Source organism: Klebsiella sp. HMSC16A12 (genome assembly GCF_001808265.1).
Classification (GTDB): Bacteria; Pseudomonadota; Gammaproteobacteria; order Enterobacterales; family Enterobacteriaceae; genus Klebsiella; species Klebsiella pneumoniae.
Genome location: NZ_KV792516.1, coordinates 56,886 through 83,803, shown reverse-complemented (window position 1 = coordinate 83,803; position 26,918 = coordinate 56,886). Strand labels below are relative to the sequence as shown.

Below are 26,918 nucleotides of genomic sequence, written 5' to 3'. Positions count from 1 at the left end.
AAACACTATCAGTAAGTTGGAGTCATTACCAATGGATACGACAGAAGAACTAAATGGAACCTATTTCTATCACGGACAATCCAATCTTTCGGCTGGTGAACTTTTTGATGTCATTTTTCTTGAACAATTTTGTGACGAACTTGGCATTGGTATTGAATCTGGTGCCGCTATCCTCGCCGGGCAACCTTGGCTAAAAACCAGAACAAAGCCAGGAGAGGCAATAAAAGGAACAAGTGTTGTTTCTAAATATGGAAGGATGCTTCTGAGAAATGCAAAAACTCCATTTGGTATTAGGGTTCCTACACCCGTTGGTGTAAGAATGAGAAAAACGAATAGTCTTGCTGCTGTTATCGCCCGTTATGTTCCGTGGTTAGGTTGGATAGGACTTGTAAACTCAATTTATCAAGTTTCAAGAAAAACTCAGGAAAAATACAACCTAATAGCTCGCCCCAAAGACCGTATACAATGGACATCCTTTTAATGAAAAGCATTCAAGATCAGGTTTTAGACTTGTTTAAAGATGAGATCTCAACCCGTTTAGATAAAAATTGGAAAGAAATCCCATTGGAACTTGATTATGACTTATTTGATGCTCCCGGCGACGATCTGCATGACGCTTTAAATAAATTTGAACAAAAATTTAATGTTGATCTTTCCAGTGTTAAATGGTCGTGTTATTTCCCTTGGGAGAATACTCCAATGCTAACTCGGTGGTTTAAAGTAAAACGAGAAGATGTAGAAAAAACGCGTAAACCTTTAACTATCAAAATGTTTGCCGAATCAGCAAAAGCAGGTAAATGGCTTTACGACTAGCAACCACAAGCCGTTGTCGTAACGAGGTCTACGGCCAGAAGGCAGAACAACATCGACGGCGAACGTAATGTATGAAGACGATCGCGTGGCGGCGGTTCAATTACTGTGACGGTACCCCGCCCCCTCTGCAACTGGAATCCGGATCGCGCCGCGTGCTTTCGTCGGTTTCCCTCACCTGCCCATCTCCGTTATTATGTCTCATCCATGTGATAACGACGACAACTACAAAATCGCAGCCATTTCAAATCAGGGATCTGGATAACACCCCATGAGCACAATTGACAATCTCGACGCCCACACGCCGATGATGCAGCAGTATCTCAAGCTAAAGGCGCAACATCCTGACATTCTGCTGTTTTACCGGATGGGGGATTTTTACGAGCTATTTTATGACGATGCGAAACGCGCCTCGCAGCTGCTCGATATCTCGCTGACCAAGCGCGGCGCCTCCGCGGGCGAACCGATACCCATGGCCGGCATCCCCCACCACGCCGTAGAGAACTACCTCGCCAAACTGGTCAATCAGGGCGAGTCGGTGGCCATTTGCGAGCAGATTGGCGACCCGGCCACCACCAAGGGGCCGGTCGAGCGTAAAGTGGTGCGTATCGTCACCCCGGGCACCATTAGCGATGAAGCGCTGCTGCAGGAGCGCCAGGACAACCTGCTGGCCGCCATCTGGCAGGACAGCAAAGGCTTCGGCTACGCGACGCTGGATATCAGCTCCGGGCGCTTTCGCCTGAGCGAACCGGCCGACCGCGAAACCATGGCGGCAGAGCTGCAACGCACCAACCCGGCGGAACTGCTGTATGCGGAAGATTTTGCCGAATCGTCGCTGATCGAGGGCCGCCGCGGTCTGCGCCGTCGCCCGCTGTGGGAATTTGAAATCGACACCGCACGCCAGCAGCTAAACCTGCAGTTCGGCACCCGCGATCTGGTCGGCTTCGGCGTCGAAAACGCCCCGCGCGGCCTGTGCGCCGCCGGCTGCCTGCTGCAGTATGTCAAAGACACCCAGCGTACCTCGCTGCCGCACATCCGCTCCATCACCATGGAACGCCAGCAGGACAGCATCATTATGGATGCCGCCACCCGCCGTAACCTCGAGATCACCCAGAATCTGGCCGGCGGCACCGACAACACCCTGGCCTCGGTACTCGACTGTACGGTGACGCCGATGGGTAGCCGGATGCTCAAGCGCTGGCTGCATATGCCGGTCCGCGATACCGCCGTGCTGGTGGAGCGCCAGCAGACCATCGGCGCGCTGCAGGAGCGCTATACCGAGCTGCAGCCGGTGCTGCGCCAGGTCGGCGATCTGGAGCGTATTCTGGCGCGTCTGGCGCTGCGTACCGCCCGGCCGCGCGATCTTGCCCGCATGCGTCATGCCCTGCAGCAACTGCCTCTGCTGCGTGAGCTGCTGGCCGACGTTGACAGTCAGCCGGTGCAAAAATTGCGCGAGAAAATGGGCGAGTTCACCGAACTGCGCGAACTGCTGGAGCGCGCGGTGATCGACGCCCCGCCGGTGTTGGTCCGCGACGGCGGAGTCATCGCTCCAGGCTATAGCGAAGAGCTGGACGAGTGGCGGGCGCTGGCCGACGGCGCCACCGATTATCTCGATAAGCTGGAGATCCGCGAGCGCGAGCGGCTGGGCCTCGATACCCTGAAAGTCGGCTACAACGCCGTCCACGGCTACTACATCCAGATCAGCCGCGGCCAGAGCCACCTCGCGCCGATCCACTACGTGCGCCGCCAGACGCTGAAAAACGCCGAACGCTACATTATTCCTGAGCTGAAGGAATACGAAGATAAGGTGCTGACCTCCAAGGGCAAAGCGCTGGCGCTGGAAAAACAGCTTTATGACGAACTGTTCGACCTACTGCTGCCGCATCTCGCCGATCTGCAAACCAGCGCCAGCGCGCTGGCCGAGCTGGACGTGCTGGTCAACCTGGCGGAACGTGCGGAAACCCTGAACTACTGCTGCCCGACCTTTAGCGATAAGCCAGGCATTCGCATTAGCGAAGGCCGCCATCCGGTGGTCGAGCAGGTGCTGAAAGAGCCGTTTATCGCTAACCCGCTGCAGCTGGCGCCGCAGCGGCGGATGCTGATCATCACCGGGCCGAACATGGGCGGTAAAAGTACCTATATGCGCCAGACCGCGCTGATTGCGCTACTGGCCTATATCGGCAGCTACGTCCCGGCGCAGAAAGTAGAAATTGGCCCGATCGATCGCATCTTCACCCGCGTCGGCGCGGCGGATGACCTGGCCAGCGGCCGCTCGACCTTTATGGTGGAGATGACTGAAACCGCCAATATCCTGCACAATGCCACCGAGCATAGCCTGGTGCTGATGGATGAGATTGGCCGTGGCACGTCCACCTACGACGGGCTATCGCTGGCGTGGGCCTGTGCGGAAAATCTGGCCAACAAAATCAAGGCGCTGACGCTGTTCGCCACCCACTACTTCGAGCTCACCCAGCTGCCGGAGAAAATGGAAGGCGTCGCCAACGTCCACCTCGACGCGCTGGAGCACGGCGATACCATCGCCTTTATGCACAGCGTGCAGGACGGCGCGGCCAGCAAGAGCTATGGCCTGGCGGTCGCCGCGCTGGCGGGGGTGCCGAAAGAGGTGATCAAGCGCGCGCGGCAGAAACTGCGCGAGCTGGAGAGTATCTCGCCCAACGCGGCGGCGACCCAGGTCGACGGCACGCAGATGTCGCTACTCGCCGCCCCGGAAGAGACCTCGCCTGCGGTTGAGGCGCTGGAGAATCTTGATCCGGACTCCCTGACCCCGCGTCAGGCGCTGGAGTGGATCTACCGTCTGAAAAGCCTGGTCTAGCCACCCATTAAGGTGAAAAACGGCAGCGCTGTGAAGCGCTGCCGTTTTAGTAAACAAAAAAATGGGTGCTAGAGGATGCGTCCTGACAACCCATACGCGGGGTTGCCCCCGCGCGGATGCTACTTCTTCGATTCGTAAGCGAGAACAGCTTTAAACTCAATATTACGCTCTTTAATACTCAGCTCGCATAGTGAGCTGTGCACCAACAGCGTAAATCCCAGTACCGTAATACAGAGTACGATGATTGCCACAAGGGCATATTTTGTCAGCATATCTTGCCTCCCTGCAAAGAAGAGACTAACATCTGAATTGTCTATGTTCATTCGCTAGCCTCAGTTGATAGAAATATCTCCTGGGGCTTTCGTCTGTCTGGGGTCCTGGTAATGCTCAAGGCCAGACAGCCTCAAGCACCCGCCGCAATTCTACACTCGTCAGGGCGTGAAATTTATCTGCAAGGAATTAATCAGACGAATTTTATAATAATCTGGATGCAGGCTCGCAAAGTCATCCCGGTATATTAACCCTTCACGTAATTTTTTAATTTAATGAAAAAATAATTTCCATAATTGTACTAAATATAAAAAAGGCCCGACTTAGCGGGCCCCTTTCATTAACGCTTATCTTCCGGCAATAGCGGCGGTACGTGCGGCACCTGCGGCGCCTCATCGATATCTTTCTGCGTCATGCGGAACGCTTCCGGATAGTGTTCGCGGCTGGTGCGGCGCAGCGGCTCGGTATCTCGCCAGGTGTAAAGACAGTGCTGGCACTGATACACGGTCCAGACCCCTTTCACCGGCGAGGTCGCCATGACTTCAATCTTTTCATCGGCGCAACGTGGACAAATCATCTTCTTCTCCTTATTTACGGTTGGCCAGCATAGCGGTCAGTTTTTCAGCCCAGGCTTTGGTTTCCGGCAGATCCTGCACCGGCTGGCTGTAGTGACCGCGAAGGTCCGGCGCAACCGGGGTGGTGGCGTCGATAATCAGTTTGTCGGTAATGCCTGCCGGGCTGGAGCCTGGGTCAAGTTCAAGGACCGACATGTTCGGCAACTGCACCAGGTCTCCCGCCGGGTTAACCTTCGAGGAGAGCGCCCACATCACCTGCGGCAGGTTGAACGGGTCGACGTCTTCATCAACCATGATCACCATCTTCACATAGCCGAGGCCGTGGGGAGTGGTCATCGCCCGCAGGCCCACCGCGCGGGCAAAACCGCCGTAGCGTTTTTTGGTGGAGATGATCGCCAGCAGACCATGGGTGTACATGGCGTTGACCGCCTGCACCTCCGGAAATTCGGCCTTCAGCTGCTGATACAGCGGTACGCAGGTCGCCGGGCCCATCAGATAGTCAATCTCGGTCCACGGCATACCGAGGTAGAGCGATTCAAAAATCGGTTTGCTGCGATAAGAGACTTTGTCGATACGCACTACCGTCATGTTACGACCGCCGGAGTAGTGACCGGTAAATTCACCGAACGGCCCCTCGATCTCACGCTTACGCCCTTCAATGACCCCTTCGAGGATCACTTCCGAACCCCAGGGCACGTCAAAGCCGGTCAGCGGCGCGGTAGCGATGGGATACGGGCTCTCGCGCAGCGCGCCAGCCATCTCATATTCAGACTGATCGTATTTCAGCGGCGTGGCGCCCATCAGGGTAATAATCGGGTCGTTACCGAGGGTAATGGCGATCGGCAGATCTTCCCCACGCTCTTCCGCTTTGTGCAGATGCAGCGCGATATCGTGCATCGGTACCGGCTGCAGGCCGAGCTTGCGCTTGCCTTTCACTTCCATGCGGTAGATACCGACGTTTTGCTTACCGAAGTTATCTTTATCCAGCGGATCGCGTGAAACGACACAGGCTTTATCGAGGTAGAAACCGCCGTCACCATCGTTGAGGCGGAACAGCGGCAGAATATCGAACAGGTTGATATCATCGCCATCAACAGTATTTTCCGCCCACGCCGGGTTGGCGCGGCGCTCTGGCGTCACCGGGAAGTTATCCCAGCGGCGAATGAACTCATCAATCTGCTTTTTCACCGGCGTGTTAGGCGGCAGGCCCAGCGAGATGGCATGGTTCTGCCACGAGCCGATGGTGTTCATCGTCACGCGAGCGTCGTTAAAGCCGCGAATATTATCGAACCACAGCGCCGGGGCACCGTCGCCGATGCGTCCGGTCGCATTGGCGGCCGCCGCCAGATCGGGCTCAGCGTTCACCTCTTCACTGATTTTCAGCAGTTGTCCCTGGTCATCCAGCGCCTGCAAAAAGCTGCGCAAATCATCAAAAGCCATTATTCGATCTCCTGTGCAAATTGTTCTGCCGTGCGCAAGCCGTTCCAGCGGCGCGCTTTGTGATAGTCGAGGCCAAACTGATCCAGCACCCGGGTGACGATATGATTGGTGATATCGTCAACCGTCTCCGGGTGGTTGTAGTAAGCTGGCATCGGCGGGACCATCGCCACGCCCATGCGGGACAGCGCCAGCATGTTCTCCAGATGGATCGTGCTGAGCGGCATTTCCCGCGGGACCAACACCAGCTTGCGCCCCTCTTTGAGCACCACGTCCGCCGCGCGGCCCACCAGCCCTTCGGCATAACCCGCGCGAATGCCTGCAAGCGTTTTCATACTGCAGGGAATAACGATCATGCCGTCGGTACGAAATGAACCGGATGAGATGGTGGCGGCCTGGTCTGCCGGGCTGTGGGAAAAGTCCGCCAGCGCGGCCACTTCGCGCGCCGTCCAGGGCGTTTCCAGCTCGATGGTGGTTTTGGCCCATTTCGACATCACCAGATGGGTTTCCACCTCCGGCATATCGCGCAGCGCCTGCAGCAATGCCACCCCAAGCGGTGCCCCGGTGGCCCCCGTCATCCCAATAATCAGTTTCATTCCAGACCTCATTACTTTTGTTCGTGTACGAACTTTATATTTAAACTACCCCCTCCAGCTCTTATTGGCAAGATCGTTCGTATACGTGCGCATTTTTAATCAAAACGCAGAAAGGGTATAAAAAGGCGTACGAACGGCTATCATAGAGGTGACAGTTTTGTTACGGAGTATTCATGGAGTTACGAAACGAAGCATTCCACCTGCTGCGCCAGCTTTTTCAACAGCATACCGCCCGCTGGCAGCAGGCGTTGCCGGACCTGACTAAACCTCAGTATGCGGTGATGCGCTCGGTAGCGGAGCACCCCGGGATCGAACAGGTGGCGCTGATTGAAGCGGCGGTCAGCACCAAGGCTACGCTGGCGGAGATGCTCAGCCGAATGGAAGCGCGCGGCCTGGTGCGCCGGGAGCACGATCCGGCCGATAAACGCCGCCGTTTTGTCTATCTGACCGACGAAGGCGAGGCGTTGCTTAACCGTTCCATTCCGCAGGGCAATGAGGTCGATGACGAGTTTCTCGGCCGCCTGAGCGATGACGAGCGCGAGCAGTTCTCCCGGCTGGTGCACAAAATGATGGCGCCCTGAACGGGCGCTTAACCGACCTTCTCGCGCAGGAAGTCAATAAATGCCCGCACCCGGGTCGGCAAATGCTGCGAGTCGGGATAAAGGGCATACACGCCCTGCTGTGGGAAATGGTATTCCGGCAGGAGCGGCACCAGCTCCCGCTGCGCCACCTTTTTGGCTACCAGCCATGCGGGCAGCAAGGCGACGCCGCATCCCGCCAGAGCAAAGCTCATCAGCGCCGTAGCGCTATCAGCAGAAAACCGCGGCGCGCTGGCTATCGCGAAATCCACCTCTGTCTGGTGATCCGTGCGCAGCTGCCAGCGCAGCGGCGTCGGCAGGCGCTCGTGAATAATCCACTCAGCTTGCGCCAGATCGGACAGCGTCTGCACCGGATGGCTCGCCAGCCAGGCCGGAGAGGCGACGGGCAGGATCGCGAAACTGGCTATCCGCGTCGCCCGATAGCGGGAATCGGCCAGCGTACCGAGGCGTATCGCCACGTCAAATCGTTCTGAAATGAGGTCGGCATGATGGGAGGAGGAGACGTGGCGCACCCGCAGCGCCGGATGACGACGGGCGAACGCGGCCAGCGCTGGAATGATAACCTGCTCGCCATACTCCGGCGTGGTGGTGATCCGTAGCTCCCCGCTTAAGCCGCTATGGCTGGCCCGCACCTCATCCTGGAGATTTTCCGCCGCGTTCAGGAGCGCTACCCCGCGCTGATAGAACAGCACCCCGGCGTCAGTGAGCCGCAAACGCCGCGTCGAACGCAGCAGCAGCGTCACCCCCAGCTCATTTTCCAGCTGCCGTACGTTAAAGCTGACCACCGCCTTGGTCTGCCCCAGCGCCGCTGCGGCCAGGGTGAAACTGCCGGCATCTACCACGGCGATAAACATGGTCACGCGCTGAAGATTAAGCATCGTCGTCCGGATGATTGTCAAAAATATTCAGACAGTATATCCCGATTAGTCCCGTTTATCCCTCGCTGCGGCAGGTTTACAGTAGCCGCCTGTCTGAGGGAGTGAACCATGACCTACCGCCACCGCGTTGCCACCGTTTTTCTGTTCGGCTTTTTTCTCGATTTGATCAATATGTTTATCGCCAGCATCGCCTTTCCGGCAATCAGCCGCGCGCTGGCGGTTTCCGTCTCGCAGCTGGCGTGGGTCAGTAATGCCTATATTCTCGGTCTGACGGTCGTTGTGCCGTTCAGCGCCTGGCTCAGCGAGCGCTGGGGGGCGAAACGGCTGTTTTTACTCTCGCTGGGGCTGTTCAGCCTCGGCGCGCTGGCGGCAGGGCTTGCCAACAGCCTGAGCGAACTGATTTTATGGCGGACGCTGCAGGGGATGGGCGGCGGGCTGTTAATCCCCCTCGGCCAGGCGCTGACGTGGCCGCTGTTTCAGCCGCATGAGCGGGCGAAGCTGTCGGCGGCGGTGATGCTGGTCGGCCTGCTGGCCCCCGCCTGCTCGCCGGCGATCGGCGGCCTGTTAGTCGAGGCGTTCAGCTGGCGCTGGGTCTTTTTCGCCAGCCTGCCTGTCGCTCTGCTAACCTTTGTGCTGGCGGTGCGATGGCTGAACGACACCCCCGGTCCGGTTCGCCCGACTCGCTTTCTTCCACTGTCGCTGCTGGCCGATCCCCTGCTGCGCTTCGCGATGCTGATCTACCTCTGCGTGCCGGGGATGTTTATTGGCGTCAACGTGGTGGGGATGTACTACCTGCAACGCGTCACCGGGATGGCGCCGGGGGCAATCGGTGCCCTGATGGTGCCCTGGTCGCTGGCCTCGTTTGCCGCCATCACTTTTACCGGCAGATATTTCAACCGCTTCGGGCCCCGGCCGCTGGTCGTCATCGGCTGCCTGCTTCAGGCGATGGGGATCATGCTGCTGCTGAAGATCGATGCGGACAGCCCGCTGGCGCTGTTGATTCTGGCCTTTACGCTGATGGGCGGCGGAGGCAGCTTATGCAGCAGCACCGCGCAAAGCAGCGCTTTCCTGCATACGCCTGCCGAAGAGATGCCTGACGCCAGCGCGCTATGGAATCTTAACCGCCAGCTCAGCTTCTTTGCCGGCAGCGCCCTGCTCGCCCTGCTGCTGAGGGTATTCCCGCCGGCCTACGCCTGGCAGGGGGTATTTATTAGCGCCGCCGTCATTACCCTGTTGCCGCTGCTGTTTTGCCTGCGGCTGAATAATCGGGCGATTATCCATCGCCTGCACACCACTCTGGAGAAGTCATGAATCCTTATCTGCAGGAAGTCCTCGATGCCCATGTCCTTATCGAACGCTGGTTAAGCCATGGCGAAGGAAGCGCTGAGGCGCTGATGAAGCGTTTTGCCGCCGATTTTACCATGATCCCCTTGAGCGGTGAGAAGATGGACTACCCAACGGTGAGCCGTTTTTTCCACCACGCCGGCGGCAGCCGTCCGGGGTTAGATATCGTAGTGGATCAGATGGAAATCATCAGCGAGTGGCACGACGGCGCCGCAGTGCTATATCGTGAAAGCCAAACGCTGGCGGATAGCAGCCAGAACGTTCGCTGGTCGACGGCGATTTTTCAGCACGCGGAAGGGAAAATTGTCTGGCGCCATCTGCAGGAAACCCGCCTCGGCTAGCCCAAAGAAAAAGGCCCCGACTTTCGAGGGGGCCTTTTTGACAGAAAACGTCTTATTCGCGGAAGAGCGCTTCGATATTCAGCCCCTGTCCCTGCAGAATTTCCCGCAGGCGACGCAGACCTTCCACCTGGATCTGCCGCACGCGTTCGCGGGTCAGGCCAATTTCACGGCCCACATCCTCCAGCGTGGCAGCTTCATAACCCAGCAGACCAAAACGACGTGCCAGAACTTCGCGCTGCTTGGCGTTCAGTTCGAACAGCCATTTGACGATACTTTGCTTCATATCATCGTCCTGCGTGGTGTCTTCCGGGCCGTTCTCTTTCTCATCGGCCAGAATATCCAGCAGCGCTTTTTCTGAATCGCCACCCAGCGGAGTATCCACGGAGGTGATGCGCTCGTTCAGACGCAGCATACGGCTGACGTCATCGACCGGTTTGTCCAGCTGTTCGGCGATCTCTTCCGCGCTAGGCTCGTGGTCCAGCTTATGGGACAACTCGCGCGCGGTACGCAGATAGACGTTCAGCTCTTTAACAATATGGATCGGCAAACGGATCGTACGGGTTTGGTTCATGATCGCCCGTTCAATAGTCTGGCGGATCCACCAGGTCGCGTAGGTCGAAAAACGGAACCCACGTTCCGGGTCAAACTTCTCAACGGCGCGGATCAGGCCGAGGTTACCTTCTTCAATCAGATCCAGCAGCGCCAGACCACGATTGCTGTAACGACGGGCAATCTTCACCACCAGACGCAGGTTACTTTCAATCATGCGACGGCGTGAAGCGACATCACCACGCAGTGCGCGACGCGCGAAATAGACTTCCTCTTCCGCGGTCAGCAGTGGGGAATAACCAATCTCTCCAAGATAAAGCTGAGTGGCGTCAAGTACGCGCTGGGTTGCGCCTTGCGACAGCAGCTCTTCCTCAGCCAGATCGCTATCACTGGGTTCCTCTTCTACTAAGGCTTTCTCGTCGAAAACCTCAATTCCGTTCTCATCAAATTCCGCGTCTTCATTTAAATCATGAACTTTCAGCGTATTCTGACTCATAAAGGTGGCTCCTACCCGTGATCCCTGAGCAAAGCACCTTCCACGGCACATCAACAAACGACGCCTGGACGATTTCCCCTGCCCTCTCTGCGAGAGGAACGTAGACACCGCCCTGGCGCCTGTTAGCTGATGCTTCGCTTATCCGTACTTTGCCAAATTATCGCTGCGGTAAGTACTGCAGCGGGTTGACGGATTTCCCCTTGTAACGAATTTCAAAATGTAATCTTGTTGAGCTGGTTCCGGTGCTACCCATGGTAGCGATTTTCTGCCCCGCTTTGACTTCCTGTTGCTCCCGAACCAGCATGGTATCGTTATGAGCGTAGGCACTCAGGTAATCATCGTTGTGTTTGATGATAATAAGATTACCGTAGCCGCGCAGTGCGTTACCGGCATAGACGACGCGCCCATCGGCGGTCGCGACAATAGCCTGTCCCTTACTGCCTGCAATATCGATACCTTTATTGCCGCCTTCCGCGCCGCTAAAGTTCTCGATAACCTTGCCATCAGTCGGCCAGCGCCATGCTGAGATCGGCGAACTGGTTGACGTACTGCTTGCAGTCGGCTGGGTTGTGCTCACCGTTGTTGGTGCCGTCACCGGCGCGACAACCGTTGTGGTTGTAGTCGCTGGTTTATTATTAGGCAACATCTTGGTAGCACTCTGTTCACCTGAAGATTCAGAATACGTAATAGTCGGTTGTGAAGCAACCACCGCGGTCGATTTTTGTGCAGAAGTTGTGCTGGTCGTCGCACCGCCGCTCGCTCTTGCGCTGGCCTGAGAAACGGCGTTTTCGCCGGTGATCGGCTGGCCTGAGGCGTTACCGACCTGCAGTACCTGCCCCACGTTCAGCGCGTACGGGGCCGGGATATTGTTGCGTTGCGCCAGGTCGCGGAAATCGTTGCCGGTGACCCAGGCGATATAGAATAGCGTGTCGCCGCGTTTTACCGTATAGGTACTGCCGCCGGTATAGCTACCTTTCGGAATATCGCCATATTTGCGGTTGTAAACGATCCGGCCATTTACCGTCTGTACCGGCTCCTGCGCCACCGGCGCCGGCTGCGGCTGAATGGTCTGGGTCTGCATCGGCTGAATCGACTGCGCCTGAGGAGCGGACTTGACGCCGGAGGGTGGCGGCGTAATCAGCATGCCGGAGTTGGTGCTGGAAGAGGCGGCGCCGCCGGCAGAGCTAACCGGCGCAGGCGGATTATTGGTGTTGGTACACCCGGCCAGCCAGAGTGAAACCAGTGAAAGAGCCGCAATACGGCTGACGGTAAATTTGGTGCTTCCCGCGCTCATTTATCCCCCAGGAATATGTTAACTGCCAATATCTTGCTTACCGGGCGGCGCCCGGCCAGGACACTGAAAAATGTGTCCACCCTACGCCTAAAGTCAGGCAAAAAAAACCTGGAATAATCCGGGTCTCAGGCCAGCTCCCCCTTCACTAGGGGAACAAAGCGAACGGCCTCGACGGTATCAATGATAAATTCGTTGCCCCGACGACGGATCCGTTTGAGAAACTGATGCTCTTCGCCGACCGGCAGCACCAGCACGCCGTCATCATCCAGCTGCGCCAGCAGCGCGGTCGGTATTTCCGGCGGCGCCGCCGTCACAATAATGGCATCAAACGGCGCCCGCGCCTGCCAACCTTGCCACCCATCGCCATGACGGGTTGAAACATTATGTAAATCAAGTTGTTTCAGGCGACGACGCGCCTGCCACTGTAAACTCTTAATTCGCTCTACCGAGCATACGTGATGCACCAGATGCGCCAGGATGGCCGTCTGGTAGCCGGAACCGGTGCCGATCTCCAGCACCCGCGACTCCGGCGTCAGCGTCAGCAGCTCGGTCATTCGCGCCACCATATACGGCTGGGAGATGGTCTGCCCCTGGCCAATCGGCAGCGCGGTGTTTTCCCACGCTTTATGTTCAAAGGCTTCATCAACAAACTTTTCGCGCGGGACCAGCGCGATCGCCTCGAGGACACGTTCATCGACGATGCCCTGCGTGCGCAGTTGATTCAACAAACTTTCAACACGTTTACTTACCATTGCCTGTCAACCCCGACACGTTCCAGCCAATCGGTGACCACCTCATGCGCCTGATGGGCGGTTAAATCGACGTGCAATGGCGTCACGGAAACATAGCCTTCATCCACTGCCGCAAAATCGGTGCCCGGCCCGGCATCGCGCTTATCGCCCGGCGGGCCAATCCAGTACAGGGTGTTGCCGCGAGGATCTTGTTGCGGGATCACCTGGTCGGCCGGATGGCGGTTGCCGCAGCGGGTCACGCGAATGCCCTTGATTTGATCAAGCGGGAGATCCGGCACGTTGATGTTAAGGATCCGCCCGGTACGCAGCGGCTCGCGGCTTAGGGCGCGCAGAATGGTGCAGGTTACCGCCGCGGCGGTATCGTAATGCTGATAGCCGTTCAGCGACACGGCCAGCGCGGGGAACCCCAGATGACGGCCTTCCATCGCCGCGGCCACGGTGCCGGAATAGATGACGTCGTCGCCCAGGTTGGGGCCGGCATTAATACCGGAAACCACGATGTCCGGACGCGGGCGCATCAGCGCGTTCACGCCGAGATAGACACAGTCGGTCGGGGTGCCCATCTGGACGGCGATGTCGCCATTTTCAAAGGTAAACGTACGCAGGGACGATTCCAGCGTCAGCGAATTTGAGGCCCCGCTGCGGTTACGATCGGGTGCAACCACCTGGACCTCGGCAAACTCCCTTAAGGCCTTCGCCAGGGTCTGTATCCCCGGCGCATGGATCCCGTCATCGTTACTCAGCAATATTCGCATAGTCACCCGTTGTATTGATAAGCTCCCTGACCACGCTGGTGGCGAAGCTGCCCGCCGGCAGCCAGAAACGCAGTTCAACGGTTACGTCATCCCACCAGTTCCAGCTGAGCTGCTGTGGATAGAGAAGCATCGCCCGGCGCGCCGCCTCGACTTTCTCCCGTACCAGCAGCGCCTGCAACGCGGTTTCCTCGGCAATCGCGGCCTGCTCGAAAGCCAGGGCGTCGCGCTGGCTTCCCCAGTCGCCGCTGCCCGGCAGCGTGGCCGTAATCATCAGTTCGCGGTTATGCACCCGCGCCTGCGAAACCTCGAGTTCTTCCGGTGTGACGACAAACCAGCTCCCGCGCCCCGCTAATTGTAGCGCATCGCCATCAACGACCTGATTAAATTCCGTTTTTTTTAATCTAATACTCACTTGCTGATTAAACAACGCGCTGCGGGCTGCCGACAACCAAAAACTGCGCTTATTGCGATCGCGCACTGGCGCGCCGCTCTCCGCCCAGCGCAGGGCACCCTGCAGGTTACTGCCGCCAATGCCGAAGCGCTGCGCGCCGAAATAGTTCGGCACTCCCCGTTCAGCGATGGCCTGCAGACGCGTCTCCACGTCCTGGCGATCGCTAATCTCGCGCAGGATCACGGTAAACTGGTTGCCTTTCAGCGCGCCTAAACGCAGCTTACGCTTATGGCGAGCATATTCCAGTACCTGGCAGCCCTCGAGCTGAAATTTGCTCAGGTCCGGCATCTCTTTGCCGGGCACCCGGGCGCACAGCCACTGCTCGGTGACCGCGTGCTTATCTTTTTGCCCGGCGAAGCTCACTTCACGGGCGTGGATCTTAAGGAATTTTGCCAGCGCGTCGGCGACAAAGCGCGTATTGCAGCCGTTTTTCAGGATCCGCACCAGCACGTGTTCGCCTTCGCCGTCCGGGGCAAAGCCCAGATCTTCCACCACCAGAAAATCTTCCGGATTGGCTTTCAGCAGCCCACTGCTCTGCGGCTTGCCGTGCAGCCAGGTCAGTTGGTCAAAGGCGATCATTTGTCGGCCTTACGCAGCAGCGCAACCGCTTCGCAGGCGATCCCTTCCCCGCGGCCGGTGAAGCCGAGCTTCTCGGTGGTGGTCGCTTTCACGTTGACGTCGTCCATATGGCAGCCGAGATCCTCAGCGATAAAGACGCGCATCTGCGGAATATGCGGCAGCATTTTCGGCGCCTGGGCAATAATCGTGACGTCGACGTTGCCGAGCGTATAGCCCTTGGCCTGAATGCGGCGCCATGCTTCGCGCAGCAGTTCGCGGCTATCGGCGCCTTTAAACGCCGGATCGGTATCGGGGAACAGCTTGCCGATATCGCCCAGCGCCGCGGCGCCAAGCAGCGCGTCGGTCAGCGCATGCAGCGCGACGTCGCCGTCGGAGTGGGCCAGCAGCCCTTTTTCATAAGGAATGCGTACCCCGCCAATGATGATTGGGCCTTCACCGCCAAAAGCGTGTACGTCAAAACCATGTCCAATTCGCATTAAGCTTTCTCCTGGTGTCGGGAACGGGTGAGGTAAAATTCAGCCAGCGCCAGGTCTTCCGGGCGCGTCACTTTAATATTATCCGCGCGTCCGGCGACCAGCTGCGGATGGAAGCCGCAGTACTCCAGCGCCGAGGCTTCATCGGTGATAGTGGCTCCCTCGTTTAGCGCGCGAGTGAGGCAATCCACCAGCAGCTCGCGAGGGAAAAGTTGCGGGGTGAGCGCATGCCACAGGTCATTGCGGTCGACGGTATGGGCGATAGCGGTTTTGCCCGGCTCGGCGCGCTTCATGGTGTCGCGCACTGGCGCCGCAAGGATCCCGCCGACGCGGCTGGTTTCGCAGAGCGACAGCAGGCGGCTGAGGTCGTCCTGATGCAGGCAGGGGCGCGCGGCGTCATGCACCAGCACCCACTGCGCCTCCGGCAACGCCTGCAGGCCGGCGAGCACCGAATCGGCGCGCTCGGCGCCGCCATCCACCACGGTAATCTGCGGATGCTGCGCCAGCGGCAGCTGGCTGAAGCGGCGATCGCCGGGGCTGACGGCAATCACCACCCGCTGGACGCGCGCATCCGCCAGCAGCGCGGCGACCGCGTGTTCGAGAATCGTTTTGTTACCGATTGAGAGATATTGTTTCGGGCATTCCGTTTGCATGCGGCGGCCGAAACCGGCTGCCGGCACCACGGCGCAAACGCCCGGAAAAGTGGCTGCCATGTTGTAATCCTGGGCCTGGTTATCGATTGTTCTGCTGTTGCCCCGATGCCTGATTGCGTTTAGACGCATCCGGTACCAGACGATAGAAGGTTTCGCCCGGGCGGGTCATGCTGAGTTCATTGCGCGCACGCTCCTCAATCGCTTCCTGCCCGCCGTTGAGGTCGTCAATTTCGGCAAACAGCTGATCGTTGCGTGCTTTTAATTTGGCGTTAGTCGCCTGCTGGGCGGTGACGTCGTCGTTAACCCGCGTGTAGTCGTGCAGGCCGTTTTTACCGAACCACAGCGAATACTGTAGCCAGACCAGCAAAGCTAATAATAGCAGCGTAAGTTTACCCATCCTGCCCCCTGAAAAACGGCATCATCATCCCAAAACTCGCCCGGGTACGCTACCGGGGCGCGCGGACGATGCCGCGTAACGCGGGGACTGTACCATATTTTTGCTGTCGATACCCATGCTTGATTCATACCAGCAACGGGTTATCCCAACAGCCAGAGGAAGAGTAGCGCAAACATCAGTCCAACGGTCAGGATGGTCGCGCTGACGCTATAGAGCAGTTTGCCATTGAGCAGAGAGTGCAGCGCAATACCGACCACCACCGCCACCGGCATCAACGCAAGGAAGAATGGCCAGGTGTAGAGGAGAAAGAAGAGTGTATTACTGCCATAGAGAAGGAAGGGAATACCCAGCGCCAGCAGCCACGAAATAAAGCCCACGGCAGCGCCCGACAAAGACCAGGTGGTCTCGTCGCCGATCGCCGGAGGCGGTTCTGAACGAATAATACTGAGGTTCTGGGTATTGCGCATATCGAATCCTGTAGACCGGGCAACCGGCACCCCTCGATGCCGCTGCCGTTTCAGGATCTGATAATATCGCTCTGTTGCAGCAGGTCTAATAGTTGGTGCACCAAATTTGTTACCAATTGTTCACCATCCAGATGAATTTCCGCCTTTTCCGGTGCCTCATAGACCGAGTCTATACCGGTGAAATTGCGTAATTCCCCTGCCCGCGCTTTCTTATACAATCCTTTCGGATCCCGCGCCTCGCAGATGGCCAGCGGGGTATCGACGAACACTTCGATAAAGCGTCCTTCCCCGAGGCGCTCGCGCACCATCTGCCGTTCCGCACGGTGCGGAGATATAAATGCCGTCAATACCACCAGCCCGGCATCGACCATCAGCCTGGCCACTTCGCCGACGCGGCGAATGTTCTCTTTGCGATCCTCATCGCTGAATCCCAGGTCGCTGCACAGGCCATGGCGCACGTTGTCACCGTCCAGCAGATAGGTGCTGACGCCGCGCTCATGCAGGGCCTCCTCCAGCGCCCCGGCGACGGTGGATTTACCCGACCCCGAAAGGCCGGTAAACCACAGCACCACGCCGCGATGGCCGTGATGCTGTTCCCGCTGCTGTTGGGTCACAGGGTGGGCATGCCAGACGACGTTTTCGTCATGCTGGGCCATTATTTGCCTCCCAGCAGGTCGCGGGCGTCCCAGTGCGGGAAATGTTTACGGATCAGCTGGTTCAGCTCCAGCTCGAAGGCGCTGTACTGTGATGCCGAAGTCGATGCCTGCAGGTGCGGCTCGTTGACCATCCCGGCGCCGACGGTGACGTTGGTCAGGCGATCGATAAAGATAAGCCCGCCGGTCACCGGGTTTTGCTGATACGGATCCAGCACTAAAGGTTCGTCAAAGGTCAGCTCCACCAGGCCGATGCCGTTCAGCGGCAGAGACTCGACTTCACGCTGGGTCAGGTTGTTAATATCGACCTGGTAGCGGATAGCGTCGACGCGAGCGCGGGTCTTCTTGCCGGCGATTTTGATGTCGTAGCTCTGGCCCGGGGTCAGCGGCTGTTCGGCCATCCACACCACGTCGATGCTGGCGCTTTGTACCGCCGGCAGCGAGGCTTGCGCGTCAACCAGCAGGTCGCCGCGACTGATGTCGATTTCATCTTTCAGCACAAGGGTAATGGCTTCGCCGGCGGCGGCTTCCTGCAGGTCGCCGTCGAAGGTGACGATACGCGCCACGCTCGATTCGACGCCCGACGGCAGCACCTTCAGACGCTGGCCAACCTGCACGGTACCGGAGGCGACCGTGCCGGAGAAGCCGCGGAAATCAAGGTTCGGACGGTTAACATACTGCACCGGGAAGCGCAGCGGCTGGCTCTCGACCACCCGCTGGATCTCCACGGTTTCGAGGACTTCCAGCAGCGTCGGGCCACTGTACCACGGCATATTCGCGCTCTGGCTGGCGACATTATCGCCTTCCAGCGCCGACAACGGCACAAAGCGGATATCAAGGTTGCCCGGCAGCTGCTCGGCAAAGGTCAGATAATCTTCCCGGATCTCGTTGAAGCGCGCTTCGCTAAACTCGACGAGATCCATTTTGTTGATCGCCACTACCAGGTGTTTAATGCCCAGCAGCGTCGAGATGAAGCTGTGACGGCGGGTCTGGTCGAGCACGCCCTTGCGCGCATCGATCAGCAGGATCGCCAGGTCGCAGGTGGACGCGCCGGTGGCCATATTGCGCGTGTACTGCTCGTGCCCCGGGGTGTCGGCGATGATAAATTTGCGCTTTTCGGTCGAGAAGTAGCGATAGGCCACGTCGATGGTGATGCCCTGCTCGCGCTCGGCCTGCAGGCCGTCCACCAGCAGCGCCAGGTCCAGCTTTTCGCCCTGGGTGCCGTGACGCTTGCTGTCGTTGTGCAGCGAAGAGAGCTGGTCTTCATAGATCTGGCGCGTATCGTGCAGCAGGCGGCCAATTAAGGTGCTTTTGCCGTCATCGACGCTGCCGCAGGTCAAAAAACGCAGCAGGCTCTTGTGCTGTTGCGCGTGCAGGTAAGCTTCTACGCCGCCTTCGTTGGCAATTTGTTGGGCAATGGTCGTGTTCATGGCGGCTCCTTAGAAATACCCCTGACGTTTCTTCAGCTCCATCGAGCCGGCCTGGTCGCGGTCAATGACGCGCCCCTGACGTTCGCTGGTGGTCGATACCAGCATCTCTTCAATAATTTCCGGCAGCGTCTGCGCTTCAGACTCCACCGCGCCGGTCAGCGGCCAGCAGCCGAGGGTACGGAAACGCACCATCCGTTTTTCAATCACCTCGCCCGGCTGCAGATCGATACGGTCGTCATCGATCATCATCAGCATACCGTCGCGCTCCAGCACCGGACGCTCAGCGGCCAGATACAGCGGCACGATTTCAATATTTTCCAGATAGATGTACTGCCAGATATCCAGCTCTGTCCAGTTGGAGAGCGGGAAGACGCGGATGCTTTCGCCTTTGTTAATCTGGCCGTTGTAGTTGTGCCACAGCTCCGGACGCTGATTTTTCGGGTCCCAGCGGTGGAAACGGTCGCGGAAGGAGTAGATGCGCTCTTTCGCGCGGGATTTCTCTTCGTCGCGACGCGCGCCGCCGAACGCGGCGTCAAAGCCGTATTTGTTCAGCGCCTGCTTCAGCCCTTCGGTTTTCATGATATCGGTATGCTTGGCGCTGCCGTGGACAAACGGGTTGATGCCCATCGCCACCCCTTCCGGGTTTTTATGCACCAGCAGTTCACAGCCGTAGGCTTTAGCGGTCCGGTCGCGGAACTCATACATCTCACGGAATTTCCAGCCGGTATCGACGTGCAGCAGCGGGAACGGCAGGGTTCCCGGATAAAACGCTTTGCGCGCCAGATGCAGCATTACGCTGGAATCTTTCCCGATGGAGTACATCATTACCGGGTTAGAAAATTCGGCGGCCACCTCACGAATAATATGGATGCTTTCCGCCTCCAGTTGCCGCAGGTGAGTGAGTCGTTTTTGGTCCATAACCGTTCCTTAAGCCAGATTGACCACCGAAGCGTTAAACCCCTCGGCGGATGATGTATGTTGAAACCAGGCGAGCTGCTGATGCAGCTGCACCACTTCGCCTACCACCAGCAGGGCGGGCATCGGGGCGTCTTTCGCCAGGTGTTCGAGTTGTTGCAATGTGCCGGTTATCGTCTGCTGATCGTCACGGGTGCCGCGGGAAATTACCGCCACCGGCGTGTCGCTGTCGCGACCGTGGGCGATCAGCTGGGCGCTGATTTCCGCTGCCTTCATGGTGCCCATGTAGATCGCCAGCGTCTGTTGGCTCTTCGCCAGCAGCGACCAGTCGAAGGGGGCGCTGTCCGGCTTATAGTGGCCGGTGACAAAGACGGCGCTTTGCGCATAATCGCGATGGGTCAGCGGAATACCGGCGTAGGCCGTCGCTCCGGCGGCAGCGGTGACGCCCGGCACCACCTGGAACGGGATCCCCGCCTCGGCGGCAGCCTGCAGCTCTTCTGCGCCGCGGCCAAAAATAAACGGATCGCCGCCCTTCAGGCGCACGACGGTTTTCCCCGCCTTCGCCGCCTCCACCAGCAGCTGATTGGTTTCATGCTGCGGCACCGAGTGCTCGCCGGCGCGTTTGCCAACGCAGATCAGCTCGGCATCGCGGCGCACCAGCTCGAGAACCGGCTGAGTCACCAGATGGTCGTGGAAAACCACGTCCGCCTGCTGGATCGCCTGCAGACCGCGAAGGGTCAGCAGCCCGGCATCGCCCGGCCCGGCGCCGACCAGAATCATTTCTCCCGTCTCGCGTTCGGGTTTGTCGAGCTCATCCTGCAGCGCTTTTTCCGCCTCCGCAGAGTTGCCCGCCACCATCAGGCTGGCGAAGCGGCCGGTAAAGACGCGCTCCCAGAAGCGGCGACGCGCTTCGGTGGTCGTCAGGCGGGTTTTCAGATGGTTGCGCCAGTAGCTTGCTGATTCCGCCAGCCGACCGAGATTCGTCGGCAGCAGCGCTTCGATTTTTTCACGCAGAATGCGCGACAGTACCGGCGCTTTACCGCTGGAGGAGATCGCCACCAGCAGCGGCGAACGGTCGACGATAGAAGGGAAAACAAACGAGCACAGCGCCTGGTTATCCACCACGTTGACCAACCGGTAGCGCGCGTTAGCTGCCGCAAATACCCGCTGGTTAAGCGCCTCATCCTCGGTGGCCGCAATCACCAGAAAGACATCATCCACCAGCGAGTCGCTGAATTCCGTCGCCCGCCAGCTGAGTGCCTGGCGCGCAGCCAGATCGGCCAGCGCCGGTGACAGCGTTTCAGCGACCACCTGCACCTGCGCCTGGGCGCGCAGCAGGAACTTGATCTTACGTTCAGCAATCTCGCCGCCGCCGATCACCAGCACGGGCCTTTGTTTCAGTTCGGCAAAAAGGGGCAAGTAATCCACGGTGCAACAACTCTCTTACATTCAGCGATACTGCGACTATAGGGTGCGCCTTAGAGCAAATGAAATTACGAAATGGAATGAGTTGTGACACAAAGGAATAACGCGGCGGAAATACAAATATCAAAAAGTGCTTAACGCGCTATTTTTCCGCTATTTAAGAGCAATTGAAATTGTTTAACCGCGGTCACAGTTTCATACTGTACGCGTCAAATTGTCTTGTTCGTGTAAGGACCCCTTATGTTTTCCGCGTTGTGCCGCCGTCTGCTTCCGCTGGCGCTCGGCACCGGTTTTGTTTTTGCCGCCGCCCCCGCATTCAGCGCGCTGGGCGACACCGCCAGTAGCCAGGCCCGCCATATCGCCACCGTCTTCCCGGGACGAATGACCGGAACGCCGCCGGAAATGCTCTCAGCTGACTATCTGCGCCAGCAGTTCGCCCTGATGGGGTATCAGAGCGACGTGCGAAGCTTCAATACCCGCTATATCTATACCGACAGCAATCAGCGCAAGAACTGGCATAACGCCACCGGTAGTACGGTGATCGCCGCCCATGAAGGTAAAGTGCGCCAGCAGATTATTATCATGGCACACCTCGACACCTATGCGCCGCAGAGCGATAAAGACGTGGAGAACAACCTCGGCGGCCTGACGCTGCAGGGCATCGACGACAACGCGATGGGACTTGGCGTGTTGCTGGAGCTGGCGGAGCATTTAAAGAACGTCCCTACCCGCTATGGCATCCGCTTTATCGCCACCAGCGGTGAAGAGGAAGGCCGTCTCGGCGCGCAAAACCTGCTGCAGCGGATGAGCGAAGCGGAAAAGAAAAATACCCTGCTGGTGATCAATCTCGATAATCTGGTGGTGGGCGATAAGCTTTACTTCAACAGCGGCCGCAGCACGCCGGCCTCGGTGCGCAAGCTGACCCGCGACCGCGCGCTGGCTATCGCTCGCAGCAAGGGCATCGCCGCCTACACCAACCCGGGACTCAACCCGGCTTATCCGAAAGGCACCAGCTGCTGCAATGACGCCAGCGTCTTCGACAACGCCGGGATCCCGGTGCTGTCGGTCGAGGCGACTAACTGGTCACTCGGCAAAAAAGATGGCTATCAGCAGCGGAGCAAATCGGCCAGTTTCCCGCAGGGAACCAGTTGGCATGACGTCCAGCTGGATAATCAGCAGTATATCGACCACGCGCTGCCGGGGCGCATCGAACACCGCGGACGCGAGGTAGTGAAAGTCATGCTGCCGCTGGTGAAAGAGCTGGCGAAGGTGGAGAAGAAAAGCTAATACGCACAAAAGAACGCGCGGTATCGCCCGCGTGTTCTTTTTGAATTATCACTCAGAGGAAGAGCTAACAGCTTAACCCTCGTGCAATCCGCACTCGCGTTTAAGCCCGAAGAACCGGGTCTCTTCTTCTGCCATGCCCGGCTCCCATTTGCGGGTGGTGTGGGTATCGCCTACCGAGAGATAGCCCTGATCCCACAGCGGGTGGTACTTCAGCCCGTGCTTTTGCAGGTACTGATACACCGTGCGGTTATCCCAGTCGATAATCGGTAGCACCTTGAACACCCCGCGCTGGACCGCCAGCACCGGAAGCGTAGCCCGGCTGCCCGACTGCTCGCGGCGCAGACCGGCAAACCACGTCTGCGCGTTGAGCTCTTTCAGCGCCCGGTTCATCGGCTCAACCTTGTTGATCTCATTGTATTTCTCAATGCCCTCAACGCCCTGCTCCCACAGCTTGCCGTAGCGCGCCTCCTGCCAGGCCGCGCTTTCAGCCGCGCGGTAGACCTTCAGGTTCAGCTTGAGCTTGTCCGTCAGCTCGTCAATAAATTGATAGGTTTCCGGGAACAGGTAGCCGGTATCGGTGAGGATCACCGGAATATCCGGGCGGATCTGATTCACCAGATGCAAACTGACCGCCGCCTGAATGCCAAAGCTCGACGACAGCACATAGTTTCCCGGCAGATTTTCCAGCGCCCACGCCACACGCCCTTCGGCGTCAAGCTTTTCCAGTTGGGCGTTGGTTTCCGCGAGTGCCAGAATGCGTTCCACTTTCGGCAATGCATTAAGCGCGTTTAGATCGAGTACGGACATATGAACCTCGTTTGCCTGTTTTGCCGGACGACACTGCGTTCGTCCGGCCTACGGGTTTCGCTGGCCCGGATCGCTACGCGCCACCGGGCACCAGGATGTTATTCCCAGAAATCGCGGGCTGGGTCGAGCACCGGGCGAATGATGCCCGCACGCACCGTAAAATCGCCGAAGCCTTCACCCGCTTCGCGCTCTTTCGCCCAGCGCCCTACCAGTTCGTCTAGCGAGTCGAGAATTTCCGACTCGGTAATATTCTCACGGTACATCCGCGGGATGCGGGTGCCGTTGCGGTTACCGCCGATGTGCAGGTTATAGCGGCCCGGCGCTTTGCCCACCAGTCCCACTTCCGCCAGCATCGCGCGGCCGCAGCCGTTCGGGCAGCCGGTGACGCGGGTGACGATATGCTCATCGCTCACGCCGTGCTTGCTCATCACCCCTTCCACCTTGTCGATAAACGACGGCAGGAAACGCTCGGCTTCCGCCATCGCCAGCGGACAGGTCGGGAAGGAGACGCAGGCCATCGAGTTTTCGCGCTGCGGGGTGACGGCATTCATCAGGCCATGATCCCGCGCGAGCTTCTCGATCCGCGCCTTCTGATCTTCCGGTACGCTGGCGACAATCAGGTTTTGGTTAGCGGTGATGCGGAATTCGCCTTGATGGATCTTAGCAATCTCCAGCAGGCCAGTCTTCAGCGGACGCCCCGGATAATCGAGAATGCGGCCGTTTTCAATAAACAGCGTCAGGTGCCACTTATCATCAATCCCCTTCACCCAGCCGATGCGATCGCCGCGGCCGGTAAATTCGTACGGGCGGATCGGCTCAAACTTAATGCCTGCCCGGCGCTCCACTTCCGCTTTGAAGGTTTCGACACCGACGCGCTCAAGGGTGTACTTGGTTTTCGCATTCTTACGGTCGGTACGGTTGCCCCAGTCGCGCTGGGTGGTCACAACCGCTTCCGCCACCGCCAGCGTATGCTCCAGCGGCAGATAACCGAATTCGCTCGCCGTGCGGGCGTAGGTTTTTTTGTTACCATGTTCGATAGAGAGACCGCCGCCCACCAGCAGGTTAAAGCCTACCAGCTTGCCATTTTCGGCAATCGCCACGAAGTTCATGTCGTTAGCGTGCAGATCGATATCGTTCTGCGGCGGGATCACCACCGTGGTTTTAAACTTACGCGGCAGATAGGTCTGGCCGAGGATCGGCTCTTCGTCGGTAGTGGCGACCTTTTTCTGATCCAGCCAGATCTCGGCATAAGCGCGGGTACGCGGCAGCAGATGCTCAGAGATCTTTTTCGCCCACTCGTAGGCCTCAGCGTGCAGCTGCGACTCGTAGGGGTTGGAGGTGCACAGCACGTTACGGTTCATATCGTTGGCGGTGGCCAGCGCGTCCAGCCCCACCGAGTGCAGCATCTGATGCACCGGCTTGACGTTCTTTTTCAGAATGCCGTGGAACTGAAAGGTCTGCCGGTTGGTCAGGCGAATACTGCCGTAAATGGTGTTCTCAGCGGCAAACTTATCGATCGCCTTCCACTGGGTGGTGGTGATCACCCCGCCCGGCAGACGGCAGCGGAGCAGCATCGCATGACGCGGCTCCAGCTTCTGGGCGGCGCGCTCCGCGCGGATATCGCGATCGTCCTGCTGGTACATGCCGTGGAAACGGATCAGCAGGAAGTTATCGCCTTTAAAACCGCCGGTCAGACCGTCGTTTAAATCTTCCGCAATGGTGCCGCGCAGGTAATTGCTCTCAAGCTTCATGCGCTCGGCATCGCTCAGTTTACCTTCGACCACTAAAGGCCCCGGATGTTTTTCGCTCATTAGTAGACATCTCGCTGATAACGGCGCTCAACGCGCAGCTCACTTAAAAATTCGTCCGCCGCTTCGGCGTCCATCGCGCCGTATTCGGCAATCACTTCCAGTAAGGTGTTTTCCACGTCCTTCGCCATACGATTGGCGTCGCCGCAGACATAAATGTGGGCGCCGTCATTGATCCAGCGCCACAGCTCGGCCCCCTGCTCGCGCAGTTTGTCCTGCACATAGATTTTTTGTTGTTGATCGCGGGACCAGGCCAGATCGATACGGGTCAGCAGACCTTCCTTCACATAGCTCTGCCACTCCACCTGATAGAGGAAATCTTCGGTGAAGTGCGGGTTGCCGAAGAACAACCAGTTCTTGCCTTGCGCTCCGTCCGCAGCGCGCTGCTGCATAAAGGCGCGGAACGGCGCAATACCGGTGCCCGGGCCAATCATGATCACCGGGGTCTCCGGGTTGGCTGGCAGACGGAAGTTGTCGTTGTGTTCGATAAAGACACGGACTTCGCCATCCTCTTCCACGCGGTCGGCGAGGAAGCTGGAGGCGCCGCCAGCCCGGGCGCGGCCTTCAATTTCATAGCGCACCACGCCCACGGTGACATGCACCTCGCTCTCCACTTCCGCCTGTGAGGAAGCAATAGAATACAGGCGCGGCGTCAGCGGACGCAGCAGACCGATTAACGCCTCAGCGTCCAGCTGCGCCGGAGAGAAACGGACCATATCGACGATCGGCGTCGCGGCGGCATACTGCTGCAACTGAGCTTTGTCGCCCACCAGCGGCAGCAGCGATTCGCTGCGCGTCAGGGTGGCGTAGTTTTCAACGATAGTCGCGGTGTTAACCGTCAGCTCAAAATGCCACTGCAGGGCTTCCGACAGCGGCAGAGTTTTACCCTCAACGGTCACCGGCTCGTCGCCTTTCAGCCACAGCAGCTCCACCAGCTCTTTCACCAGCTGAGGATCGTTCTGGTACCAGACGCCCAGGGCGTCGCCCGGCTGATAGCGCAGACCGGAATCACCGAGGTCTATTTCGATATGGCGCACATCTTTTTCTGAATTGCGGCCGGTGATTTTCTGATTGACCGACAGGGTCGCCGTCAGGGGCGCTTCTTTGGTATATGGGCTGGTGTGAATATCGTTCACCGCGCCGCTGGTGGCCAGCTGAGCGGGCGCAGCGACCGGCGCACGGGCCTTCAGCGCCTCAACCACGCGCGCGCGCCATTCAGCGGCCGCGGCCTGATATTCAACGTCGGCATCAACGCGATCGAGCAGACGTTCCGCGCCGAGCTCGGCCAGCTTGTTGTCGAAATCTTTGCCGGACTGACAGAAAAATTCATAAGAGGTATCGCCGAGACCAAAGACGGCGAATGCGGTCCCGTCCAGCTTCGGCGCTTTCTTAGAGAACAGGAACTTATGCAATGCGACCGCTTCTTCCGGCGGCTCTCCTTCCCCCTGGGTGGACGTCACTACCACCAGCAGTTTTTCCGCAGCAATTTGTTTGAATTTATAATCGCCTGCATTCACCAGCTTCACGTTCAGCTTCGCCGCCAGCAGATCGTCACGCAGCGCTTCGGCGACGCGGCGGGCGTTGCCGGTTTGCGAGGCGGAAATCAGCGTGATCGTCGGTACCTCGGCGGCCGGGGCGGGTTCGGCTACCGCCGCGCCGGACTGCTGATTCAGCACGCCCCAGAAATAGCCAGATACCCAGGCGAGCTGAGTGGGCGTGAAGTCAGTGGTGGCCGCCTGAAGGCGCGCCAGTTGCTCCGGGTTGAGCGGTAGCAAGTTGGAAGGTGGGGCCTGTGTCGTCATGCGTCGTTTGTTCCAGTAAGCAAAGCTGTTATTCGCACCCTGTCAGCGCGACAAAAACAGAAGAGAATAGAAGGTTAACGGCGGGCATAGTAACAATTAAAGAAGGGATGGAAATAATAAATAACCAAATGGACTAACCTGTTTTAGTTGTAGTTATTAACAACAAAATCGATTAAATAAGCAATTGAAATATAATAGATTAAATCAAATAAAGCAGATAAACATGTCCATTTTCTGTTCAC

General features: G+C 58.4%; 28 protein-coding genes. 7 read left to right on the top strand and 21 right to left on the bottom strand.

Annotated features, from left to right (window positions below; genetic code table 11):
• Window positions 1-31 precede the first annotated feature (31 nt).
• From HMPREF3140_RS26705 to mutS, 3 genes are all read left to right on the top strand, one after another.
• Window positions 32-481, top strand: coding sequence for an STM2901 family protein (locus tag HMPREF3140_RS26705; RefSeq protein ID WP_004188736.1), 450 nt, complete (start codon window positions 32-34; stop codon window positions 479-481).
• Window positions 466-813 (top strand): DUF1493 family protein, encoded by a 348-nt coding sequence (locus HMPREF3140_RS00390; RefSeq protein WP_008806210.1) that lies wholly within the window; start codon window positions 466-468, stop codon window positions 811-813. Before HMPREF3140_RS26705 ends, HMPREF3140_RS00390 begins: the two co-directional genes overlap by 16 nt.
• A gap of 268 nt (window positions 814-1,081) precedes the next feature.
• Window positions 1,082-3,643 carry a DNA mismatch repair protein MutS gene (gene mutS / locus HMPREF3140_RS00385; RefSeq protein ID WP_004151059.1) on the top strand — a complete coding sequence of 854 codons (2,562 nt, stop codon included), beginning with the start codon at window positions 1,082-1,084 and terminating at the stop codon, window positions 3,641-3,643.
• Between the two features lie 119 nt (window positions 3,644-3,762).
• Here mutS and HMPREF3140_RS00380 read toward each other — a convergent pair whose 3' ends face one another.
• The 4 genes from HMPREF3140_RS00380 to HMPREF3140_RS00365 all read right to left on the bottom strand — a co-directional run bounded on the left by HMPREF3140_RS00380 (window position 3,763) and on the right by HMPREF3140_RS00365 (window position 6,521).
• Window positions 3,763-3,915 (bottom strand): Hok/Gef family protein, encoded by a 153-nt coding sequence (locus HMPREF3140_RS00380; RefSeq protein ID WP_002915097.1) that lies wholly within the window; start codon window positions 3,913-3,915, stop codon window positions 3,763-3,765.
• 338 nt (window positions 3,916-4,253) lie between these two features.
• The gene (locus HMPREF3140_RS00375; protein ID WP_002915098.1) at window positions 4,254-4,490 is read right to left on the bottom strand and encodes a non-oxidative hydroxyarylic acid decarboxylases subunit D; all 237 of its coding nucleotides are present in this window, start codon (window positions 4,488-4,490) and stop codon (window positions 4,254-4,256) included.
• Window positions 4,491-4,500: 10 nt separating this feature from the next.
• Complete coding sequence (locus tag HMPREF3140_RS00370; RefSeq protein WP_004151060.1) at window positions 4,501-5,928, bottom strand: non-oxidative hydroxyarylic acid decarboxylases subunit C; 1,428 nt, start codon at window positions 5,926-5,928, stop codon at window positions 4,501-4,503.
• Complete coding sequence (locus HMPREF3140_RS00365) at window positions 5,928-6,521, bottom strand: non-oxidative hydroxyarylic acid decarboxylases subunit B (protein WP_002915099.1); 594 nt, start codon at window positions 6,519-6,521, stop codon at window positions 5,928-5,930. The genes HMPREF3140_RS00370 and HMPREF3140_RS00365 overlap by 1 nt, the downstream gene beginning before the upstream one ends.
• Before the next feature lie 173 nt (window positions 6,522-6,694).
• On the opposite strand from HMPREF3140_RS00365, the gene HMPREF3140_RS00360 reads away from it, so the two are divergent.
• Window positions 6,695-7,102 (top strand): MarR family winged helix-turn-helix transcriptional regulator, encoded by a 408-nt coding sequence (locus HMPREF3140_RS00360; protein ID WP_002915102.1) that lies wholly within the window; start codon window positions 6,695-6,697, stop codon window positions 7,100-7,102.
• 8 nt (window positions 7,103-7,110) lie between these two features.
• Here HMPREF3140_RS00360 and HMPREF3140_RS00355 read toward each other — a convergent pair whose 3' ends face one another.
• Window positions 7,111-7,998 carry a LysR family transcriptional regulator gene (locus HMPREF3140_RS00355; protein ID WP_004142744.1) on the bottom strand — a complete coding sequence of 296 codons (888 nt, stop codon included), beginning with the start codon at window positions 7,996-7,998 and terminating at the stop codon, window positions 7,111-7,113.
• Between the two features lie 108 nt (window positions 7,999-8,106).
• On the opposite strand from HMPREF3140_RS00355, the gene HMPREF3140_RS00350 reads away from it, so the two are divergent.
• Together HMPREF3140_RS00350 and HMPREF3140_RS00345 are read left to right on the top strand one after the other, a co-directional pair.
• The gene (locus tag HMPREF3140_RS00350; RefSeq protein WP_004210571.1) at window positions 8,107-9,309 is read left to right on the top strand and encodes an MFS transporter; all 1,203 of its coding nucleotides are present in this window, start codon (window positions 8,107-8,109) and stop codon (window positions 9,307-9,309) included.
• On the top strand, window positions 9,306-9,683 hold the full coding sequence (locus HMPREF3140_RS00345) for a hypothetical protein (protein ID WP_009485531.1): 378 nt from the start codon (window positions 9,306-9,308) through the stop codon (window positions 9,681-9,683). Before HMPREF3140_RS00350 ends, HMPREF3140_RS00345 begins: the two co-directional genes overlap by 4 nt.
• A gap of 52 nt (window positions 9,684-9,735) precedes the next feature.
• Here the strand turns inward: HMPREF3140_RS00345 and rpoS are convergent, their stop codons facing one another.
• The 13 genes from rpoS to cysG all read right to left on the bottom strand — a co-directional run bounded on the left by rpoS (window position 9,736) and on the right by cysG (window position 20,966).
• Complete coding sequence (gene rpoS, locus HMPREF3140_RS00340) at window positions 9,736-10,728, bottom strand: RNA polymerase sigma factor RpoS (protein WP_002915106.1); 993 nt, start codon at window positions 10,726-10,728, stop codon at window positions 9,736-9,738.
• A 157-nt stretch (window positions 10,729-10,885) separates the two neighbouring features.
• Complete coding sequence (gene nlpD / locus HMPREF3140_RS00335; RefSeq protein WP_032412246.1) at window positions 10,886-12,022, bottom strand: murein hydrolase activator NlpD; 1,137 nt, start codon at window positions 12,020-12,022, stop codon at window positions 10,886-10,888.
• A 125-nt stretch (window positions 12,023-12,147) separates the two neighbouring features.
• Complete coding sequence (locus HMPREF3140_RS00330) at window positions 12,148-12,774, bottom strand: protein-L-isoaspartate(D-aspartate) O-methyltransferase (RefSeq protein ID WP_002915108.1); 627 nt, start codon at window positions 12,772-12,774, stop codon at window positions 12,148-12,150.
• Window positions 12,768-13,529 (bottom strand): 5'/3'-nucleotidase SurE, encoded by a 762-nt coding sequence (gene surE, locus HMPREF3140_RS00325; RefSeq protein WP_004174648.1) that lies wholly within the window; start codon window positions 13,527-13,529, stop codon window positions 12,768-12,770. Before surE ends, HMPREF3140_RS00330 begins: the two co-directional genes overlap by 7 nt.
• Complete coding sequence (gene truD, locus HMPREF3140_RS00320; protein ID WP_004185423.1) at window positions 13,510-14,559, bottom strand: tRNA pseudouridine(13) synthase TruD; 1,050 nt, start codon at window positions 14,557-14,559, stop codon at window positions 13,510-13,512. Before truD ends, surE begins: the two co-directional genes overlap by 20 nt.
• Window positions 14,556-15,035 carry a 2-C-methyl-D-erythritol 2,4-cyclodiphosphate synthase gene (gene ispF, locus HMPREF3140_RS00315; protein WP_004181093.1) on the bottom strand — a complete coding sequence of 160 codons (480 nt, stop codon included), beginning with the start codon at window positions 15,033-15,035 and terminating at the stop codon, window positions 14,556-14,558. Before ispF ends, truD begins: the two co-directional genes overlap by 4 nt.
• The gene (ispD, locus tag HMPREF3140_RS00310) at window positions 15,035-15,745 is read right to left on the bottom strand and encodes a 2-C-methyl-D-erythritol 4-phosphate cytidylyltransferase (protein ID WP_004174645.1); all 711 of its coding nucleotides are present in this window, start codon (window positions 15,743-15,745) and stop codon (window positions 15,035-15,037) included. Before ispD ends, ispF begins: the two co-directional genes overlap by 1 nt.
• Window positions 15,746-15,764: 19 nt before the next feature.
• Window positions 15,765-16,082, bottom strand: a complete 318-nt coding sequence (gene ftsB, locus HMPREF3140_RS00305; protein WP_002915156.1) for a cell division protein FtsB — start codon at window positions 16,080-16,082, stop codon at window positions 15,765-15,767.
• A gap of 140 nt (window positions 16,083-16,222) precedes the next feature.
• A complete protein-coding gene (locus HMPREF3140_RS00300; RefSeq protein ID WP_002915157.1) occupies window positions 16,223-16,549 on the bottom strand; it encodes a DUF3561 family protein in 327 nt (108 codons plus the stop codon).
• A 50-nt stretch (window positions 16,550-16,599) separates the two neighbouring features.
• Entirely contained in the window at window positions 16,600-17,205 is a 606-nt protein-coding gene (gene cysC / locus HMPREF3140_RS00295) for an adenylyl-sulfate kinase (RefSeq protein ID WP_002915158.1), read from the bottom strand.
• The gene (cysN, locus tag HMPREF3140_RS00290) at window positions 17,205-18,632 is read right to left on the bottom strand and encodes a sulfate adenylyltransferase subunit CysN (protein WP_002915159.1); all 1,428 of its coding nucleotides are present in this window, start codon (window positions 18,630-18,632) and stop codon (window positions 17,205-17,207) included. Before cysN ends, cysC begins: the two co-directional genes overlap by 1 nt.
• Window positions 18,633-18,641: 9 nt before the next feature.
• A complete protein-coding gene (cysD, locus tag HMPREF3140_RS00285; protein WP_002915160.1) occupies window positions 18,642-19,550 on the bottom strand; it encodes a sulfate adenylyltransferase subunit CysD in 909 nt (302 codons plus the stop codon).
• A 9-nt stretch (window positions 19,551-19,559) separates the two neighbouring features.
• Window positions 19,560-20,966: a siroheme synthase CysG gene (cysG, locus tag HMPREF3140_RS00280; RefSeq protein ID WP_074195493.1), complete on the bottom strand. Its 1,407-nt coding sequence runs from the start codon at window positions 20,964-20,966 to the stop codon at window positions 19,560-19,562.
• Window positions 20,967-21,212: 246 nt separating this feature from the next.
• Between cysG and HMPREF3140_RS00275 the strand changes: the two genes are divergently transcribed.
• Window positions 21,213-22,259 (top strand): aminopeptidase, encoded by a 1,047-nt coding sequence (locus tag HMPREF3140_RS00275; RefSeq protein ID WP_004174643.1) that lies wholly within the window; start codon window positions 21,213-21,215, stop codon window positions 22,257-22,259.
• Between the two features lie 72 nt (window positions 22,260-22,331).
• Here HMPREF3140_RS00275 and cysH read toward each other — a convergent pair whose 3' ends face one another.
• The 3 genes from cysH to cysJ form a co-directional block, all read right to left on the bottom strand.
• Window positions 22,332-23,066, bottom strand: coding sequence for a phosphoadenosine phosphosulfate reductase (cysH, locus tag HMPREF3140_RS00270; protein WP_002915177.1), 735 nt, complete (start codon window positions 23,064-23,066; stop codon window positions 22,332-22,334).
• Between the two features lie 98 nt (window positions 23,067-23,164).
• Window positions 23,165-24,877 (bottom strand): assimilatory sulfite reductase (NADPH) hemoprotein subunit, encoded by a 1,713-nt coding sequence (cysI, locus tag HMPREF3140_RS00265; RefSeq protein WP_004900203.1) that lies wholly within the window; start codon window positions 24,875-24,877, stop codon window positions 23,165-23,167.
• Window positions 24,877-26,676 (bottom strand): NADPH-dependent assimilatory sulfite reductase flavoprotein subunit, encoded by a 1,800-nt coding sequence (cysJ, locus tag HMPREF3140_RS00260; RefSeq protein ID WP_023284186.1) that lies wholly within the window; start codon window positions 26,674-26,676, stop codon window positions 24,877-24,879. The genes cysI and cysJ overlap by 1 nt, the downstream gene beginning before the upstream one ends.
• Window positions 26,677-26,918 lie beyond the last annotated feature (242 nt).